Source organism: Lentibacter algarum (assembly GCF_040580765.1).
Taxonomy (GTDB): domain Bacteria; phylum Pseudomonadota; class Alphaproteobacteria; order Rhodobacterales; family Rhodobacteraceae; genus Lentibacter; species Lentibacter algarum.
This window is the reverse complement of sequence record NZ_CP158687.1, coordinates 292,650-309,561: the sequence shown is the minus strand read 5'-3', so window position 1 is coordinate 309,561 and position 16,912 is coordinate 292,650. Positions and strand designations below refer to the sequence as shown.

General features: G+C 56.0%; 17 protein-coding genes. 14 read left to right on the top strand and 3 right to left on the bottom strand.

Features of this window, described 5'->3' with window-relative positions; all coding sequences use genetic code 11:
- The first annotated feature begins 1 nt into the window (after position 1).
- Positions 2–751, top strand: coding sequence for an SDR family NAD(P)-dependent oxidoreductase (locus DSM117340_RS01430; RefSeq protein WP_089887266.1), 750 nt, complete (start codon positions 2–4; stop codon positions 749–751).
- 6 nt (positions 752–757) lie between these two features.
- On the opposite strand, the gene DSM117340_RS01425 is transcribed toward DSM117340_RS01430, so the two are convergent.
- Both DSM117340_RS01425 and DSM117340_RS01420 read right to left on the bottom strand, forming a co-directional pair.
- On the bottom strand, positions 758–1,969 hold the full coding sequence (locus DSM117340_RS01425; RefSeq protein ID WP_271437337.1) for a UbiA family prenyltransferase: 1,212 nt from the start codon (positions 1,967–1,969) through the stop codon (positions 758–760).
- On the bottom strand, positions 1,969–2,814 hold the full coding sequence (locus DSM117340_RS01420) for a lytic transglycosylase domain-containing protein (protein WP_245724334.1): 846 nt from the start codon (positions 2,812–2,814) through the stop codon (positions 1,969–1,971). The genes DSM117340_RS01425 and DSM117340_RS01420 overlap by 1 nt, the downstream gene beginning before the upstream one ends.
- Positions 2,815–3,188: 374 nt before the next feature.
- On the opposite strand from DSM117340_RS01420, the gene DSM117340_RS01415 reads away from it, so the two are divergent.
- The 12 genes from DSM117340_RS01415 (at position 3,189) to DSM117340_RS01360 (ending at position 13,924) form a co-directional block, all read left to right on the top strand.
- Entirely contained in the window at positions 3,189–3,377 is a 189-nt protein-coding gene (locus DSM117340_RS01415) for a hypothetical protein (RefSeq protein WP_089887262.1), read from the top strand.
- 82 nt (positions 3,378–3,459) lie between these two features.
- Positions 3,460–3,645: a hypothetical protein gene (locus tag DSM117340_RS01410; RefSeq protein ID WP_089887261.1), complete on the top strand. Its 186-nt coding sequence runs from the start codon at positions 3,460–3,462 to the stop codon at positions 3,643–3,645.
- Between the two features lie 210 nt (positions 3,646–3,855).
- Positions 3,856–4,704, top strand: coding sequence for a Flp pilus assembly protein CpaB (gene cpaB / locus DSM117340_RS01405; protein ID WP_089887259.1), 849 nt, complete (start codon positions 3,856–3,858; stop codon positions 4,702–4,704).
- Between the two features lie 217 nt (positions 4,705–4,921).
- Positions 4,922–6,343, top strand: a complete 1,422-nt coding sequence (locus DSM117340_RS01400; RefSeq protein WP_089887258.1) for a type II and III secretion system protein family protein — start codon at positions 4,922–4,924, stop codon at positions 6,341–6,343.
- A 17-nt stretch (positions 6,344–6,360) separates the two neighbouring features.
- A complete protein-coding gene (locus DSM117340_RS01395; RefSeq protein WP_089888865.1) occupies positions 6,361–7,032 on the top strand; it encodes an OmpA family protein in 672 nt (223 codons plus the stop codon).
- A 241-nt stretch (positions 7,033–7,273) separates the two neighbouring features.
- Positions 7,274–8,521 (top strand): AAA family ATPase, encoded by a 1,248-nt coding sequence (locus tag DSM117340_RS01390; protein ID WP_089887256.1) that lies wholly within the window; start codon positions 7,274–7,276, stop codon positions 8,519–8,521.
- A 12-nt stretch (positions 8,522–8,533) separates the two neighbouring features.
- Positions 8,534–10,003 (top strand): CpaF family protein, encoded by a 1,470-nt coding sequence (locus DSM117340_RS01385; protein ID WP_089887255.1) that lies wholly within the window; start codon positions 8,534–8,536, stop codon positions 10,001–10,003.
- Between the two features lie 5 nt (positions 10,004–10,008).
- Positions 10,009–10,977, top strand: coding sequence for a type II secretion system F family protein (locus DSM117340_RS01380; RefSeq protein WP_354689836.1), 969 nt, complete (start codon positions 10,009–10,011; stop codon positions 10,975–10,977).
- A gap of 9 nt (positions 10,978–10,986) precedes the next feature.
- The gene (locus DSM117340_RS01375; protein WP_089887253.1) at positions 10,987–11,952 is read left to right on the top strand and encodes a type II secretion system F family protein; all 966 of its coding nucleotides are present in this window, start codon (positions 10,987–10,989) and stop codon (positions 11,950–11,952) included.
- A gap of 7 nt (positions 11,953–11,959) precedes the next feature.
- Complete coding sequence (locus DSM117340_RS01370) at positions 11,960–12,532, top strand: tetratricopeptide repeat protein (RefSeq protein ID WP_089887251.1); 573 nt, start codon at positions 11,960–11,962, stop codon at positions 12,530–12,532.
- 31 nt (positions 12,533–12,563) lie between these two features.
- Positions 12,564–13,421 carry a tetratricopeptide repeat protein gene (locus tag DSM117340_RS01365; RefSeq protein WP_089887250.1) on the top strand — a complete coding sequence of 286 codons (858 nt, stop codon included), beginning with the start codon at positions 12,564–12,566 and terminating at the stop codon, positions 13,419–13,421.
- A gap of 5 nt (positions 13,422–13,426) precedes the next feature.
- Positions 13,427–13,924 carry a prepilin peptidase gene (locus tag DSM117340_RS01360; protein WP_245724333.1) on the top strand — a complete coding sequence of 166 codons (498 nt, stop codon included), beginning with the start codon at positions 13,427–13,429 and terminating at the stop codon, positions 13,922–13,924.
- Here DSM117340_RS01360 and DSM117340_RS01355 read toward each other — a convergent pair.
- Complete coding sequence (locus tag DSM117340_RS01355; RefSeq protein WP_089887246.1) at positions 13,909–15,435, bottom strand: hypothetical protein; 1,527 nt, start codon at positions 15,433–15,435, stop codon at positions 13,909–13,911. The two genes, DSM117340_RS01360 and DSM117340_RS01355, sit on opposite strands and share 16 nt — an antisense overlap.
- Positions 15,436–15,582: 147 nt before the next feature.
- Between DSM117340_RS01355 and DSM117340_RS01350 the strand changes: the two genes are divergently transcribed.
- Positions 15,583–16,890, top strand: coding sequence for an ATPase (locus DSM117340_RS01350; RefSeq protein WP_089887244.1), 1,308 nt, complete (start codon positions 15,583–15,585; stop codon positions 16,888–16,890).
- The last annotated feature ends 22 nt before the right edge of the window (positions 16,891–16,912 follow it).

The following is a 16,912-nucleotide window of genomic DNA, read 5'->3' as shown; positions in this document are numbered from 1 at the left end:
CATGACAGAGCCACGCAAAGACACATGGATCATCCTCGGCGCAAGCTCCTCTATGGCTCGTGCCTTCATCCGCCGCCTGTCCGAGCAGGGCCATGCCCTCATCCTGACGGGCCGCGACAAAGACGACCTCATTCGCCTCGCCGCCGATTGTTCCGCGCGCGGCGCAAGCACAGTCGCCAGCTTCCCGATTGATGCGCGCAACGCCACGACATTCAAACCGATCCTCGCCCACGCCAGCGGCCAAGAAGGCCAGCTCTCCTGCGCTGTTTTCCTCGGCTCCATGCCCGATCAGAGCGCGATTGACATGGATCCATCGCTCATCGAAGGCGTGATCGCCGACAGTTTTACAGGGCCAGCAACTTTCCTGCAAAGGCTCGCTCCCCTCATGGAAGAGCGCGGCGGCGGAACAATCGTCGGCGTCGGCTCCGTCGCGGGCGACCGCGGCCGCCTTGGCAACTACGTCTACGGCGCGGCCAAAGCGGGCTTTGCGACCTATCTGTCAGGCCTGCGCAACCGCTTGGGTCGCTCAGGCGCTCATGTGATGACAGTGAAGCCCGGCCCAGTCGATACCGCCATGACATGGGGCCTTGGCAAACAACCCTTCATGACAACATCCGAAGGCGTGGCCGACGACATCCTTAAGGGCCTCAGCAAGAAGCGCAATATTGTCTACACGGCAGGTATCTGGCAGCTGGTCATGTTCGTGATCCGCACAATCCCCGAGCCAATCTTTAAGAAAATGTCGATCTAAGGTGGCTCAAAAGCCAAACCACTGCGCCCAAAGCCCTGCCGCATAAAACATCAGCGACAGCGTGATAAGGATCAAACCGATCCCGCGCTTGTCGCTCAAGGCGAAGACAATCGGATCATAATCCTGCTTGCCATAATAGCCAAGCCGTACCATCCGGAAGAGCCAAGCCGCCAGCGGCAGAATGGCCAGCCAGAGAAACCAGCGATCAGGATAAAGTGCCATCGCCTGCGCACTCTGTGAATATATAAAAAAGATCAGCAGCGCAGAGATCATGCTCACAACAGCAAAGTTGAGAAGCTTGCCCCGATCAGGTCGCCCATAGCCGCGTCCTGGCAAACGCTCGTCGTTTGTCGCCAATGTGAGCTCGGTGAGCCGCTTCACCGCGCCGAGTGTGAGAAAAACAGGGAAGATGAAAAACAGCATCGCCCCCGAAACCGCCACACCCGCCGCGGCCGCGCCTGCCACCACGCGCACAGAATAGAGAGAGGCGAGCAAAATAATATCGACCCAGCGCATCCTCTTGAGCCGCATAGAATAAGCGACCGACACAAAAACATAGAGCAGCGTAATCGCCAGAAACTTAGGCCCAAGGTATGCGCCCACGCCCAGCGCCACGCTCACAAGCACAAGCCCCGTAAGCATTCCGACAGTAAGAGGTACAGTTCCGCTGGCAAAAGGGCGCTTGCATTTCTTGGGGTGCAGGCGGTCGGCCTCTAAGTCCACAAGATCGTTCACAACATATATAGAAGAAGCTGCCGCCGAAAAAGCCACGATGCCGAGCAGTGCCAGCAGCAGTGATCCGCTGTCAAACCGATGCGCCGCCAAAAGCGGCATAAGCAACAGAATGTTCTTCACCCATTGATGGGGCCTGATCGCCTTGAGCAAAGCTCGTACGTTCCAGCTCTGGGGCCGCGTCTCGCCTTTGGCCTCACTCAGCGCAATTCCAAGCTGTGCCGCCAGCGCGGTCGCAAGCTCGGGGTAATCCCGTGTCGAAAGCGCTACAGCCTTATCGGCCGACTTCAGTGCCTCAATCTGTGAAAGCACATCTTCGTTGAGCGGCAGCAGATCTACGCGCAAGCTCACATCTTCTGGCTTTTTCTGGGTCAACAGACTGGCCAGAGCCGCTTTTGGATTTACGCCCAAAGCGCCCCAAAAGTACTCAAGCCTCGGGCTCGTGCGCAGCAAACCACCCTTCAGCGCAAAAACAGTCAAACCCATCAATCCGCTTTCGCCATCTTGAAGTTAAAGACACAGCCATCACTCGCCAGCTCGGGTGGCGTGAGGCAAAGCCCCTTCGCTGTTTTAAACGCGGCAAGGACCTTGGGCACATAGTCTCGCGTTTCGGCGTAGTCAGGCACACCGCCTGCGCGCTTAACAGCATTTTCCCCCGCGTTGTAACTTGCCAGCACAAGAATAGGGTCACGGTCAAACTGCTTCATCAGCACATCAAGATAGGCGACACCGCCTTTTATATTCTCGGCAGGTTGAAGCGCATCCGCCACGCCAAAGCGCTCCGCAGTAACAGGCATAAGCTGCATCAAGCCTTGCGCACCAGCGCTGCTCACAGCGTCAACCCGTCCTCCACTCTCAATCGCGATCACGGCCAGTACAAGCGCAGGCGACACTTCCGTTCCGATTGTCGCCTTCAAGATATCAGCGCCCCGGGTCTCAACAATCCCGCGCAAGGTCTCAAGCCTCGGTGTGCTCACTGTCTTACCGCCAGGCCCATTGCTTACACTGACAAGTGCGGGCGCAAGCCGCCCCGGCGCACTCTCATCCATGTGTGGAGAAATCTTGTCCCAAAACCACGCGTACGCGCCTGTCTTTTGCGTTGGGGGCGGCACGTTCGCCACTTTGGGCTCGGCAAGCTTGGGCGCCGCTGGCTGTACAAGGCTGCTGCTCTTGCCGCGCTGGCGCTCAAGATCGGCGGCTTCGATTTGAATATTGATCCTGTTCTTCGAACCAGCCTTCGGCGGCTTCACCTTTTTGAAGGTGAATTCGCGAAACTGCGCTGGCTCATCAGCCAACACAGGGAGCGCACTTACAAGTGCGACAAGACTCATTACATATAGGGCCCGCATTTTTGCGTTCTGCTCTGCCTGTTACTTTCGCAAACTATCGCAGAATCTTTCGATTTCGGCCAGCCTCGCAGGTATTTTCACATAAAATTTGCGCTAAAATTGCCCTTCCCGAAGGAAATGCTGCTGATTTTAGAGAAAAGTTAAATCATTTAAATGATTAAAATCATACACTTAATCAAATAGGGCTTAGATTCTTTTAAAAGCACTAAAATTGCTCAAATCGTGCCCAATTCCTGCCGCTTTCAACTGGCTATATCTGCCCATACCGAGACGGTGATGAGCCAAAGAGAGAGAGCGGCGCATCAAACAACCGACAAGGTAATGTAAACCTAAATGATCCTTTGGAGGGACATACCATGATGAAATTTATCAAAAACTTCCGCAAAGACGAAGACGGCGCCGTAACAGTTGACTGGGTTGTTCTGACAGCAGCCGTAGTTGGCCTCGCAGTTGCAGCTTACTCTTCAATCCAGACTGGTGCGTCAGACCTGACATCACGCACAAACACATACATGGGTTCACAAAACCCAGGCAGCTTCAACTAAGCTGACTTGAGCTGTCGCGCCGCCTATCAGGGTGGCGCGACTTCCTTCTTCCAAACTCCATTCTCCCCGAAAGGTCCGGCGCATGTTGTCAAAGTTCAAACGCTTCTTCACACGTGAAGACGGAGCCGTCACAGTGGACTGGGTTGTTCTCACAGCCGCCGTTGTTGGCCTATTGGCCGCAGGTTATGGAATGATGCGCCAAGGCACATCAGACTTGGCAGAGGGCACATCAAACTACATGGGATCTCAAGAGCCAGGCGAGTTTTAAAGCCAGAGCCTTTCGCCCACCGCCAAATCAAACCAACCGTCGGAGCCTCCGGCGGTTTTGTTTTATCAAAACGACGCACAGCACTCAAAAGCCCAGCTTCGTTTTCACGATATCACCGCAGCCCCACCACCTTCTCGCCACATTCACAAGCTAGAGCAATGCCAAGGCGGGGTCTTTAGCCCACGCCATAACAAATTTGAGGAATACATCATGCGAGCCGTTTTCGGATTGGTACTCATTGCAGGCATCGCTCTTGCGGGCTTTGCTGTGTACATGGCGAAAGACTACATTGATAACACGCGCAGCGCTCTTGCAGAGGCAGAAGCAAAGAATGGCGCAGTCGATCTGGTCGAAATTTTCGTTTCCAAAAAGTCAGTCAAATATGGTGACACCCTCGCCGCCGAAGATGTGCGCCTTGTTCAATGGCCGCGCAACTCCGTACCAGGAGGCGCTTTCACAGTTCCGGCTGAGCTATTCCCACAAGGCTTTGACAAGCCCCGCTCTGTGCTCCGCTCGATCGAGCCAGGTGAAGCCATTCTCGCTGTCAAACTCACAACAGCAGGCGAACCAGCAGGCCTCACATCCCTGCTCAAGCCAGGTGAACGCGCCTTCACAATCGAAGTCAACGTATCCTCAGGCGTCTCAGGTTTCCTACGTCCTGGCCACTCAGTAGATGTTTATTGGACAGGCCGTGTCCAAAGCAACCAGCGCAACGCCGAAGTCACAAAGCTGATCCAGTCCAGCCTCCCACTGATTGCGATCGACCAATCTGCAAATGAGGAAGTCGAAAAGTCAGGCATTGCCCGTACAGTGACAGTCGCAGCGTCCGCCCAACAAGTCGCATCACTTGCGCAAGCACAGTCAACAGGTCAGCTCTCGCTGGCGCTTGTCGGCTCTGGCGATGCCCGCACAGATGAGGTGATCGAAGTAGACCAAAACGCCCTTCTCGGACTGGTGGAAGCGGAAACACCGCAAGCCATTCAAGAAAAAGAGGTCTGTACCATCCGTACACGCCGCGGCGCGGAAGTCGTTGAAATCGAGATCCCATGCACAAACTAATGTGGTAGATATACTCAAAAACACATCATCATGGGGTCCAGCGCTGGCAGGGCCCCATCTTAGTATCATGGGTGTACTGAGGGTCTGTTGCACTAGATCAACATAAACAAACTCCTTGAAACCTTTGATTCTTGCAAAAAAAACCAAACTAAAGCATGGTCGCGATAATAAAGGGCAAAAAGCCCATAAAATAATGTGATCAGAGAGGCAGGTCACAATGAAATTGAGCAGAATTCTAAAAGCAACCGTCGCAAGCTTTGCGTTAGCATTTGCGACAGTTCCAAATATTAGCGTGGCAGAGTCCCTGCGCGTGGTAAAACGTGGCACATCAAGTACGCTTGAAGTCCCGATGAACCGCGCCGTCGTGGTCGAAAGTGATCAGCCCTTCGCAGAGCTGAGCATCGCAAACCCAGCCATTGCAGACATCTCGTCACTGTCAGATCGCACTATATACGTGCTCGGCAAGGCTCCTGGCCTGACCACACTTACCCTTCTTGATGCCAATGGCCGCCTCATCACCAACGTTGATGTGCGCGTCGCCTCTGACATCTCCGAATTCAAAGAGCGTCTGCGCCAAATTCTTCCCGGCGAGACAATCGAAGTGCGCACCGCCAATGATGGCATTGTCCTCTCCGGTACTGTTTCTTCCGCGGCGCGTCTCCAACGCGCTCTTGACCTAGCGGAGCGCTACGCGCCCGAGCGGGTCTCAAACCTGATGGTTGTCGGCGGCATCCAGCAAGTGATGCTGAAAGTACGTTTTGCCGAAATGCAGCGCACAGTGTCCAAATCGCTTAGCGCATCTTTGGCACTCAATGGCAGCGCCGCAGGCGGCAATCTTGGCCTCAACGGCGGTACCAACACAACAAACAACTCAGGCGGTATCACGACAGCCCTTGGTGGCGCAGTGCCCAGCATCAATGAAAACAACGGCGCTATGCTATTTGGTTTCAATGCAGGCTCCGTCCAAGTCGGTGTCCTACTCGAAGCTCTCGAGACAAAAGGCGTCGTGCGCACATTGGCCGAGCCAAACCTAACGGCACTTTCAGGCCAAGAGGCCAAGTTCCTCGCGGGTGGCGAATACCCAATTCCTGTGGCCCAAGACAGCGGCTCTGTCACCGTCGAATACAAGCCCTTCGGTGTCGAGCTGAACTTTATCCCCCGCGTGGTGGATGGCGATCTCATCAACCTCGAGCTGGAAGCGGCAGTATCATCGATTGACCCGAACAATGGCGCAACGTTCAACAACTTCACTGTAGATGCCTTCAAGCGCCGCGAAACCAAAACAACAGTCGAGCTGCGCGATGGTGAAAGCTTCGCAATCGCAGGTCTTCTGCAAGATGACTTCCGCGACAGTGCAGGCCAAGTGCCTTGGCTCGGTGACTTGCCGATCCTCGGTGCGCTCTTCCGTAGCGCCGATTACAACCGCCAACAGTCTGAACTTGTGATTATCATCACAGCCCACCTTGTCACACCCACCCGCGGCGAAGCCCTCGCGCTTCCAACAGACCGTGTGCGCCCACCGTCCGAGAAAGACTTGTTCTTGCACGGCCGCGTTGCCACTACGGGTGAACAAGGCGGTGTTGTCGGCGAGGTTGCAAAACAAGACTTCAACGGCTCTTATGGTTATGTGATGGAGTAAGGGACATGGTGGGGTTTATGAAAAAACGAATAACGCGAAACGCATTGGTCGCTCTGGCGGCCTGCACCGCGCTGACCGCCTGCTCAAACAACCCAGCCATGATGCGCTTTGAAAGCGAAGCTGGTGTGCTTCTGGGCGGTCAGGACTTCGGCAACGCAACCATGAACAATACTCAGATCATGTCAGGCGAAAAGTCCTATGCCATTGATTTAGCAAACAGATTTGCAGCCGAAGTGATCACAACAGTTCACTTCGCCTTCAATTCCTCGCAGCTTGACGCTGGCGCACAAGACGCGCTGCGCGAGCAAGCCAACTGGATCCGTCAGTTCCCCGAAATCACGTTCCGTGTCTTCGGCCACGCCGACGCACCTGGGTCAAACGGCTACAATAAAACCCTTGGTCTACGCCGCGCCAAAGCGGTCGTTGCCTTCCTGTCGACACAGGGCATCAGCCGTGACCGCCTCGAGGCTGTCTCATCGCTTGGCGAAACGCAGCCACTCGTTGCCACCGAAGGCCGCGAACGGCGCAATCGCCGCGCCGTGACCGAAGTGTCAGGTTTTGTGCGCGCGCATCAGTCGGTTCTGGATGGCAAATACGCTCAAATTATCTATCGCGACTACGTGACAGGTGCTGGAGCCAAGACCGAGCTGACAGGCATTACTGGCAGCGATCTGGCCACAACCGAATAATAAAATCTCAAGGCAGAGCAGCCCCCAGCTCTGCCTTTTGCCCAGAGGCACAAGCCTCGAAACATTCCCCCAATCTCGGAAACAAATCGCAGAAATGCAGGGTTTTGGCCCCAATTCTGCCCCAGTCTAAAGCAATATTCCCTCAAAAGCAGTTGTGTGTCTTGCGTAGAGCAAGGCGCCGAGCGGCAGGATAATCGGTGCAAAAAGCCCGCCTGAACGCTCATATATGAGGAATGAGGCAATGACGCATTCGGATAAAACACTCCAAGAGCTCCCCCCGCTCAAGGCCGTCACGGTGAGTCGTGATGTTCAAAACTTCGATCTTCTTATCGAAGACATGGAGAGCGCCCTCGGTGAGGCTTGGGGCGATATCGGATTCGCAGAAGCCCGTCATTTCTTTGAACAGCCCGAAGCAAAGGCGCTTGAATTTATCGCTATGGCGCTTGATGCCGAGGACGAAGACAAAACTGTATTCCTCAGCGAGATCATAAAATCCGCCAAATCCAAGGGCATCAATGTCGTCCTCATCGCCGAAGATGTGACGCCCACTGCGCTGCACCAGCTCTTGCGCGACGGTGCCGATGAATTTGTTCCCTATCCCCTTCCCGAAGGCGAGCTTCACGCCGCCATCGAGCGCCTCAATACGCCCGCACCTGCACCAGCTGCCCCTGTCTCAGTGGCAGCAGCCCCCGTCGCAGCTGGGCCTGGCAAAAAAGAAGGCGTCATCATAGCAACCCACGGCCTTGCAGGCGGAACAGGGGCCACAACTCTTGCCGTCAACCTCGCGTGGGAACTGGCCACAGTGGATAAGAAAAATCCGCCCAAAGTCTGCCTGATCGATCTCGATCTGCAGTTTGGTTCAATTGCTACCTATTTGGATTTGCCCCGCCTTGAGCCCGTTTTTGAGCTCTGGACAGACACCGAAAGCATGGACGACGAAATGTTCAAATACGCACTGGTGGGCTTTGAAGACCGCCTCAGCGTGTTCACGTCCCCGTCCGATATGATCCCGCTTGACCTGATCACATCAGACGATGTGACCCGCGTGCTTGATATGGCCGCAACACACTTTGATTACGTGATCGTTGATATGCCCAAGACCCTTGTACAATGGTCCGAGGCGGTCCTGCGCAAAGCGGCGGTCTATTTCGCCACGCTTGAGCTTGATATGCGCTCGGCTCAAAACACACTCCGCCTCGTGCGCGCGCTTCAAGCCGAGGATCTTCCCGCCGACAAGCTGCGTTATGTACTCAACCGCGGACCAAAGTTCACCGACCTCAACGGCAAATCGCGTATAAAGCGCATGGCCGACAGCCTCGACATCAAGATCGAAGTGGTCCTTTCGGATGGCGGCAAGCCCGTCACACAGGGTGCAGATCACGGTTTGCCCCTCGCCAGCTCTGCCGCAAAAAATCCGCTGCGCAAAGAAATCGCCAAACTGGCCAGCGAGCTTCACGCGCTCGGCCAGTCTGAAGCCAAAGCTGCATAAAGGGGCGCTACAATGTTTTCACGCTACAAAAAAGACAGCCCCGCTGCTGCCGCCAAAGGTGCCAGCGTTACGGCCCTCCCCCAAAAAGCAACGGCCAATGCGCCGGCTCCAGCAGCCGCCGCACCTGCCCCAGAAGTCAAAACAAGCCTGCGCCGCCCCACATCAGGCACGCCTGCACAGGCCGCACCCATTGATAAAGAAGCCAAGCGCCGCGAGCGCATTGGCGAGCTCAAACTTGAGCTTCACCGCGAGCTTCTCGACAGCCTCAATCTGGCCGCGCTCGACACCGCAACAGAAAGTGATCTGCGCGCCGAAATCAACGCCATCACCGATGAGGTGCTCGCTGGCAAAAACGTCGTGCTCAACCGCGATGACCGAAACACGCTCAACAAAGAACTCTTTGATGAAGTCAAAGGTCTCGGCCCGCTCGAAACCCTTCTGCAAGACGACACGGTAAACGACATTCTCGTAAACGGCCCAAAGCAGATTTTCGTGGAACGCAACGGTAAGCTGACGCTCTCGGATGTGACTTTCAAAGACGAAAAGCACCTGATGCGGATCATCGACAAGATTGTTTCCGCCGTGGGCCGACGCGTCGATGAAAGCAATCCCTACGTTGATGCGCGCTTGCAAGACGGCTCACGGTTTAACGCGATGGTTCCGCCCATCGCGGTTGACGGCTCGCTCGTCTCCATTCGTAAATTCAAAAAAGACAAACTTGGCATCGACGAACTGGTGAACTTCGGAGCCTTTTCTGAAGAGATGGCCGCCTATCTTCAGGCCGCCGTCTCAACCCGCCTCAACGTGATCGTCTCAGGCGGGACAGGCTCAGGTAAAACAACCACGCTCAATGCGCTTTCAAGTTTCATCGCCGATGACGAACGCATCCTGACAATCGAAGACACAGCCGAACTTCAGCTTCAGCAGACCCACGTGGGCCGTATGGAAAGCCGACCACCCAACGTGGAAGGCAAAGGCGAAGTCTCCCCCCGCGACTGCCTAAAAAACGCCCTTCGGATGCGCCCCGACCGCATCATCGTGGGCGAAACGCGCGGTGAAGAAGTTATCGACATGCTTCAAGCTATGAACACAGGCCACGACGGCTCCATGACAACGATCCACGCTAACAACCCGCGCGATGGTATCTCGCGTCTGGAAAACATGGTCGCCATGGCCGGGATCGAAATGCCGCTCAAGGCCGTACGCAGCCAGATTTCCTCGGCGGTCAACCTGATCGTGCAGGCCTCACGCTTGCAAGACGGCTCCCGCCGCATGACTTCGATCACCGAGATCACCGGCATGGAAGGCGACGTTATTTCGATGCAGGAAATCTTCCGCTTCCAGCGTGTCGGCCTCACACCCGACAACAAAATCATCGGTCACTTTACAGCCACAGGCGTTCGCTCGCACTTCTCCGAGCGCTTCCGCCTCTGGGGCTATGATCTGCCCGCAACCCTCTTTGAACCAGTCGCAGCGGAGTAAGCCCCATGGCCATCAGCGCAGAACCCCTGATTTACGGTCTGATCTTTATCGGCGTGCTCGTGCTCGTCGAAGGCATCTATCTGACGCTCTTTGGCCGCTCGATCTCGCTCAACAGCCGAGTGAACCGCCGCCTCGAGATGATCCAGAAGGGCAACAAGCGCGCCGATGTGATGGACAAACTCCGCAAGGAGATGAACCAGCACAAAAAGTCGATGGGCATTCCGCTCTATTCGCTTTTGGCGTCCAAAGCCCAGAAAGCCGCACTGGCCTTCACGCCCATTCAGTTGATTATGCTCATGGGTGGTGTTTCCGTTGTCGCCTTTCTCGGCCTGACACTGGCAACCGACACAACCCTAGCAATCCGCGCCGCAATTGCGCCCATTATGGGCATCGGCGGGATCTTCTTCTGGGTCAATTCCAAAGCCAAAAAGCGCATCTCGATGATCGAAGAACAACTCCCTGACGCCGTCGAGCTCATGGTGCGCTCCCTGCGTGTGGGTCACCCGTTTTCTTCTGCCGTGCAAATCGTGTCCAAAGAAATCAAAGACCCGCTCGCCACAGAGTTTGGCATCATCGCCGATGAAAGCGCCTATGGCCGCGATGTGGGTGAAGCGCTCAAGGATATGGCCGAGCGCATTGGCCTTCAGGATTTGCGCTTCCTGGCGGTTGCCATAACGATCCAGCAGCAATCAGGCGGTAACTTGGCCGAAATTCTGGCTGGTCTTGCGCAAGTGATCCGCGCCCGCTTCCGCCTCTTCCGTCGTGTAAAAGCGATCACCGCCGAGGCGCAATGGTCGGGCAAGTTCCTCTCGTCCTTCCCCATTGTCGCTCTGATCGTGATCAACGTGTCAAAGCCTGACTATTATGACGAGGTTATGGACCACCCCTACTTTATTCCGGCCTGTATTTTTGTGGCCGCCTTCCTCACGCTTAACCTCTTTGTCATGCGCATGCTGACAAACATCAAGGTTTAGGAGCCAGACATGGACCAGCTGATCGATACACTCACAGGGGCTCTAGGCCCGTTTGGCCCGCTCATCGCAGTGGGCCTTCTGGGGCTCTTCCTCGTTCTGATCGCCATCTCGATGATCATGGCCGAAAAGCGCGATCCACTGGAGCGGCTCAAGCGGGACACGCGTCTGCCATCAAACGCTCGCGAAGTGAAAGAAAAACTGCGCACCGCCCAGCACAACGAAAAGCTGGAGCGATACGCAAACTTCCTCGAGCCTCAAGACGAAGATGAACTGGCTGGCATGAAGCTCAAGCTCATGCAGGCGGGCTACCGCGGAAAAGACTCCGTGCGCTACTTCCACTTTGCCCAGTTCGCGGGCGGCATCGGCCTCCTTGTGCTCGGCGTGGCGTATTTTGTGATGTTCGTGCAAGGCGAACAAACCACCATGCAGCAAACCATCCTTTATATCCTTGGACCAGGTGCCTTAGGCTACATGTTCCCCAAATATTGGGTCACCAAACGCATGCAAACGCGTCAAGAAGCCTTGACCAACGGCTTCCCCGACGCACTTGATATGATGCTCGTCTGCGTCGAGGCAGGTCAGTCTATGGAACAATCGATCATCCGCGTCGGTAAAGAAGTGCGCCCCTCTTGCGCCGATCTGGCCGACGAACTTGACATCGTCGCCAACGAAATGAAAGCAGGCAAAGACAAATCAACTGTTCTCAACGACATGTCCGAGCGTTGCGGGTCACAAGATATCTCAAGCTTCGTGACGGTGATGAACCAGTCTCAGGCCTTCGGTACGCCGATGTCTGATGCGTTGCGCGTATATTCTGCCGAAATGCGCGATAAACGCGTGATGCGTGCCGAAGAAGCCGCGAACAAGTTGCCAACCAAGATGACACTTGCCACAATGATGCTGACGGTGCCGCCGCTCCTGATCATTCTGGTCGGGCCCTCGGTTCACGGCATCACGCAGTTGGGCAACATGTAGGGTTTTCATGACACACCGCCGGTTCGAGCTTTTACTGGCCACCCCTCTTCTCTTCGCTTTGGCCGCTTGTTCAACAGGCGGCCTTGGCGCATCCAAAGACAGCCCCTACGCGCCGGGCCGCAAGGCTGGCGTTGAGGCCGTGGATGGCTTGCTTGTTGGTCACCGCCTCATGGACGCGGGCGAATACGAGCTCGCCCTACGCGCCTTTACCCGCGCCGCAGCCGCGCAAGGTATGACAGTCGATGTGCTGAGTGCACTGGGTTCCGCCAATATCGGTCTCGGGCGGCTCGGGCAGGCCGAGAAGCTCTTGCGCCGCGCTATTGAAGAAGACGATGCCGTTCCCGAAGCCTGGAACAATTTAGGAGTGATCCTGATGGAGCGTGGCGAATTTGCCGAAGCCGCGCAAATATTTCAGCAGGCCTATGCACTCGATGATGGCCAAAGTGACTCAATTCGCGATAATCTACGCTTAGCACTCGCAAAATCGGAGAATTCCGACTATACAGAGAGCAACGAAGAGCAAAAATATAAATTGGTACGGCGCGGAAGCAGCGACTTTCTGATACGATCGATACCATGACGAGGCCGAGGCAGTAAAAGGACGCAGGCAAATGCGCCATTTTCGAGTAATTTCCATGTGCTTTCTGGGCATAGCCACGCTTGCTGGCTGCCAGAAGTCAGGTGACCAAGAGGTCAACCGCGCATTTCAAGACGTAAATGTAGTCGATGAAAGCAACCTGAGTGACATAATGCTCACGGTCGCCGACCCCAATGAAGCGGTCAACTATTTCAAGCGCACCGTCGCCGAAAACCCCGATCGCGCCGATCTTCACCGTGGTCTTGGTCAGTCTCTGATCCGCGCCAAACGTCCGACAGAGGCCGTTCCCGTCTATGAGCGCCTGATGAAACTAGACGGCGCAACCGATGAAGACCGTGTCGATTACGCCGATGCCCTTCTCCGCGCAGGTGACTGGCCCAAAGCCGAAGCCACGCTTGATGCTGTCCCCCCGACTTATGAAACCTTCAAGCGCTACCGCCTTGAAGCTATGGTGGCCGACAGCAACAAAGAATGGAAAAAAGCAGACAGCTTTTACGAAACAGCCGTGGGCCTCACAACCCGTCCCGCAGGCGTCTTGAACAACTGGGGCTATTCCAAGCTCAGCCGTGGTGACTTCAAAGAAGCCGAACGCCTGTTCGCTGACGCCATCCGCCAAGACAGCTCGCTCTTCACAGCCAAAAACAACATGGTTCTGGCCCGTGGCGCTCAGCGCGATTATAATCTGCCCGTCATCCCGATGTCTCAGGTCGAACGCGCCCAGCTTTTGCACACTCTTGGCCTATCGGCCATCAAGCAAGGCGATGTCGAGACAGGCAAAGGCCTCCTCCAAGAAGCCATCAACACACATCCGCAGCACTTTGAAGCAGCGGTGCGCTCCCTGCGTGCGCTTGACAGCAACGTCAGCAACTAAAGCCGATGATGGAGCAGACATCCTTCGCGGCATGGCTCTTTCTGCCATTCGTGCTGCCCATCTGTATCTGGGCCGCGTGGAACGATCTACGGGCCATGAAAATCCCCAACAAAGCCGTGATCGCCCTCGCGCTGGTTTTCGTTCTGCTTGGCCTCTTCGTCATGCCATGGCCTGACTATCTCTGGCGGCTGGCGCAGCTCGTCGTTGTGCTTCTGGTGGGTATCGTGCTCAACGCCACAGGCGCAATGGGCGCGGGCGATGCAAAGTTTGCCGCCGCCGCCGCGCCCTTTATCGCCTTGGGTGATCTGCGCATTCTTATGGCGCTCTATGCGGCCAATCTCCTTGCCGCCTTTGTCACACATCGCCTCGCCAAACACACCAAGCTGCGCAACCTCGCGCCAGACTGGAAAAGCTGGAACGTCGGGTCTGACTTCCCGATGGGCCTCAGTCTTGGCGGCACCCTCGCGCTCTATATCGCCATGGGCACTTACTTCGGAAGCTGAACCCGAAACGCCGCGAGCAGGTCGTCTTGATAGATTGGTTCAAGCACGATCCCGCGAGCCGCAATTTCCTCCATCACAAGCGCCTTAAATTCGGGTTTAAAGCTGCACTCAGGCAGCACAAAGAGCCGCGCGTTCTCGATCCCGGGCAAACCTCCATAATACCAAGGCGCACCGTCTGTCAGCGGCTCAAAGTCGCCATAGAGCCAGAGCGTGTTAAAAAGCCCCGCCACATAGGTGGGCTGTCCACCAAGCCCTGCGCTCTCAAGCCGTGCCGCCATGGCGCGCATATGTGCTACAGAGCCGCCCGCAAGCGTACAGACACGGTCCTCGGCGTCTAAAGCATAAGTCCCCAATGGCCGCTCAAACCGAACGCTCACGCCACGCAGATCAGGGTGACGCGCCATCAAAGGCTCAAACGCCGCCTGCGGCTGCAAGATATGCCGCAAAGGGCTCATCGCAATATTGATCGTTGGCGCCGCCACAAACGCCAGTGCGAGCGCACCCATCAGACCGAGGCTGCGCCTTTTTTCCTGCCCCTGCGCCAACACAAAGAGCACGAGCCCCCACAAAAGAAGCCAAAGAGGGTCGTTTCCAAAGTTCTGATAAGACACATAAATCGCCCCTGGCAGCAGAACCGCAAGGATCAGCCCTGCAGGCTCGTCTTTGAGCCGTCCGCGCAGCCAGAGCACCGAGCCAACGGCCAGCAATGTCCCCGCCGCATATGCGGGCGACAACATCACTTGCGCCCAGCCTTGTCCCGGCGCAGGCCGCACAGGCGAGCGCGCAACAGCAAGCAGATCGGCGAGATACGCCTGCCAAAAGCCAAAACCGGAAACGAGCGTTTGCAGCCCCAAAAGTCCAAGGCCAACAGCCGCAGATATCACAATCACCCGCCCCTGACGGCGCAGCAAAAGTCCAAGGACCACAGCAGGTGCAAAGGCCACAAAATAGGTCGCCTTGATCAAAACCAGAGCCGCCATCGCCGCGCCAATCACGGCCCCGTCCGCCAGAGCATTTTCGCGTTCCGCAGGCAAGATCACCAAAGCAAGAGGCAAGAATACAACCGCCCAAGCCCAGCGATTGTAATGCATTGACAGCGACAGCTTCACATCATCGCCGCCATACACCATCCCCGCCGCCAAAAAGAGCACCACAGCCCCAAACGCCAGAGCCAATGGCACGGTGCGAAAGCGGCTCACAGCGACCCAAACTGTCGGGAGCAGGAGCAGCCCTGCCACTAAAATCTGCCCCCATTTAAGAGCAGCTCCAAGACCAAGCCCCGCCTCTTTGAGCACCACAAAAGGCAAAAGCCCCCAAAGCCCCAAGGGCGTCATCACGTCTTCATGAAGCTTTGCCCCGCCCTCAAGGCGCAAGACAAGATCAACAAGATGCAGCATATCGGTTTCGTGCTTGGCAAAATCAAACCCGCCGCGCAGGGCTGCCAAGACAACAATCCCCCCGAAAACCCCCGCAATCAGCCCCAAAACACGGCCTGCCTGTGCGTTCTGCATCACAACCTCTTCATTTTTTATGCACTTTATGGGGCCATATTGGCCTTTGCACGGTTTTTGTTTGGGGCTTGGGCCAAGGGCCGCTAAACTCGGTTCAAAAGGCTGGCACAAGACTGGCCCATGTTAACGAGTAGACTGAGGCGTCACATGAATATGCAAGCTACAGCCGTCATGGCTCCCCCCCCGCCCAAAACGCTGGATGATATGCAGCTTCCCCACGTGATGATGCGTGACATTGCTCTCAAGACAATGTTTCGCAAAAACATCAACGAGGTGAGCGAGCTGGCCCGCGCCATCTGCCTCCCCCGTCAAGTGACGCAGGAACTGATCGACATGGCCCGAGAGCAAAAGCTCGTCGAGGCCACTGGCACACTCAACGCAAGCGCAGGCGGTGAGATGGGCTATCAGCTCACCGACGGAGGCAAATCGCGCACACTTGATGCGCTGTCTCAGTCTGAATACTTCGGCGCCATGCCCGTTCCGCTCGCCGTCTACCGCGAACAGATCAAGCGCCAGTCGATCCGTAATATTCAGGTCACACGAGAACAACTCACAAGCGCGATGGGCCACCTGATCTTGCCAAACGAGCTTCTTGATCATCTCGGCCCAGCCGTCTCCGCAGGTCGCTCGATCTTGATGTATGGCCCTCCAGGCAACGGCAAATCCTCAATCTCAAACGGCATTCGCGACGCAATGGGCGACAAAGTCTATGTCCCCCGCGCTATCGAATACGCAGGTCAGGTGATCACGGTCTATGACCCTATCGTGCACGCCGCCGTCGATGAGGAAGAGGATGATCCCACCTCCCTGCGCCGCCGCGTGACCTTTGACACACGCTATGTCAAATGCGACCGCCCCACAGTGATCACAGGGGGCGAACTCTCCCTTGATATGCTTGATCTGGTCTACAATCCCACAGCGCGCACCTACCAAGCGCCGCTTCAGCTCAAGTCCACTGGCGGCATCTTTATCGTCGACGATTTGGGCCGCCAAAAAGAACCGCCCCAAGCCCTGATCAACCGCTGGATCGTTCCGCTCGAAGAGAGCAAAGATATCCTCGCGCTGCAATCGGGGGAGAAATTCGAGGTGCCTTTCGATACCCTCGTGATCTTCTCAACGAACTTCCACCCCAACAAGATTTTTGACCAAGCTGCGCTCCGCCGTATCTTTTTCAAAATCAAGATCGACGGCCCCGATCAGGAAAACTTCCTCAAGATTTTCGCCATGGTCGCCCGCTCCAAGAAAATGGAGCTCGATGAGGCCGCCTTGGTGCACCTGCTCAAGGTCAAATACCCCACGATCGACAACATCTACGCAAATTATCAGCCCGGCTTTCTCATCGACCAGATGCGCGCCATCTGCGACTTTGAGGGCATTCCCTACAAGATGTCACCCAGCCTGATTGACCGCGCATGGGCCAACATGTTCGTCAAAGAAGAAGACATCGTAAACTAAACGATCAGAAACCAAACAAAAA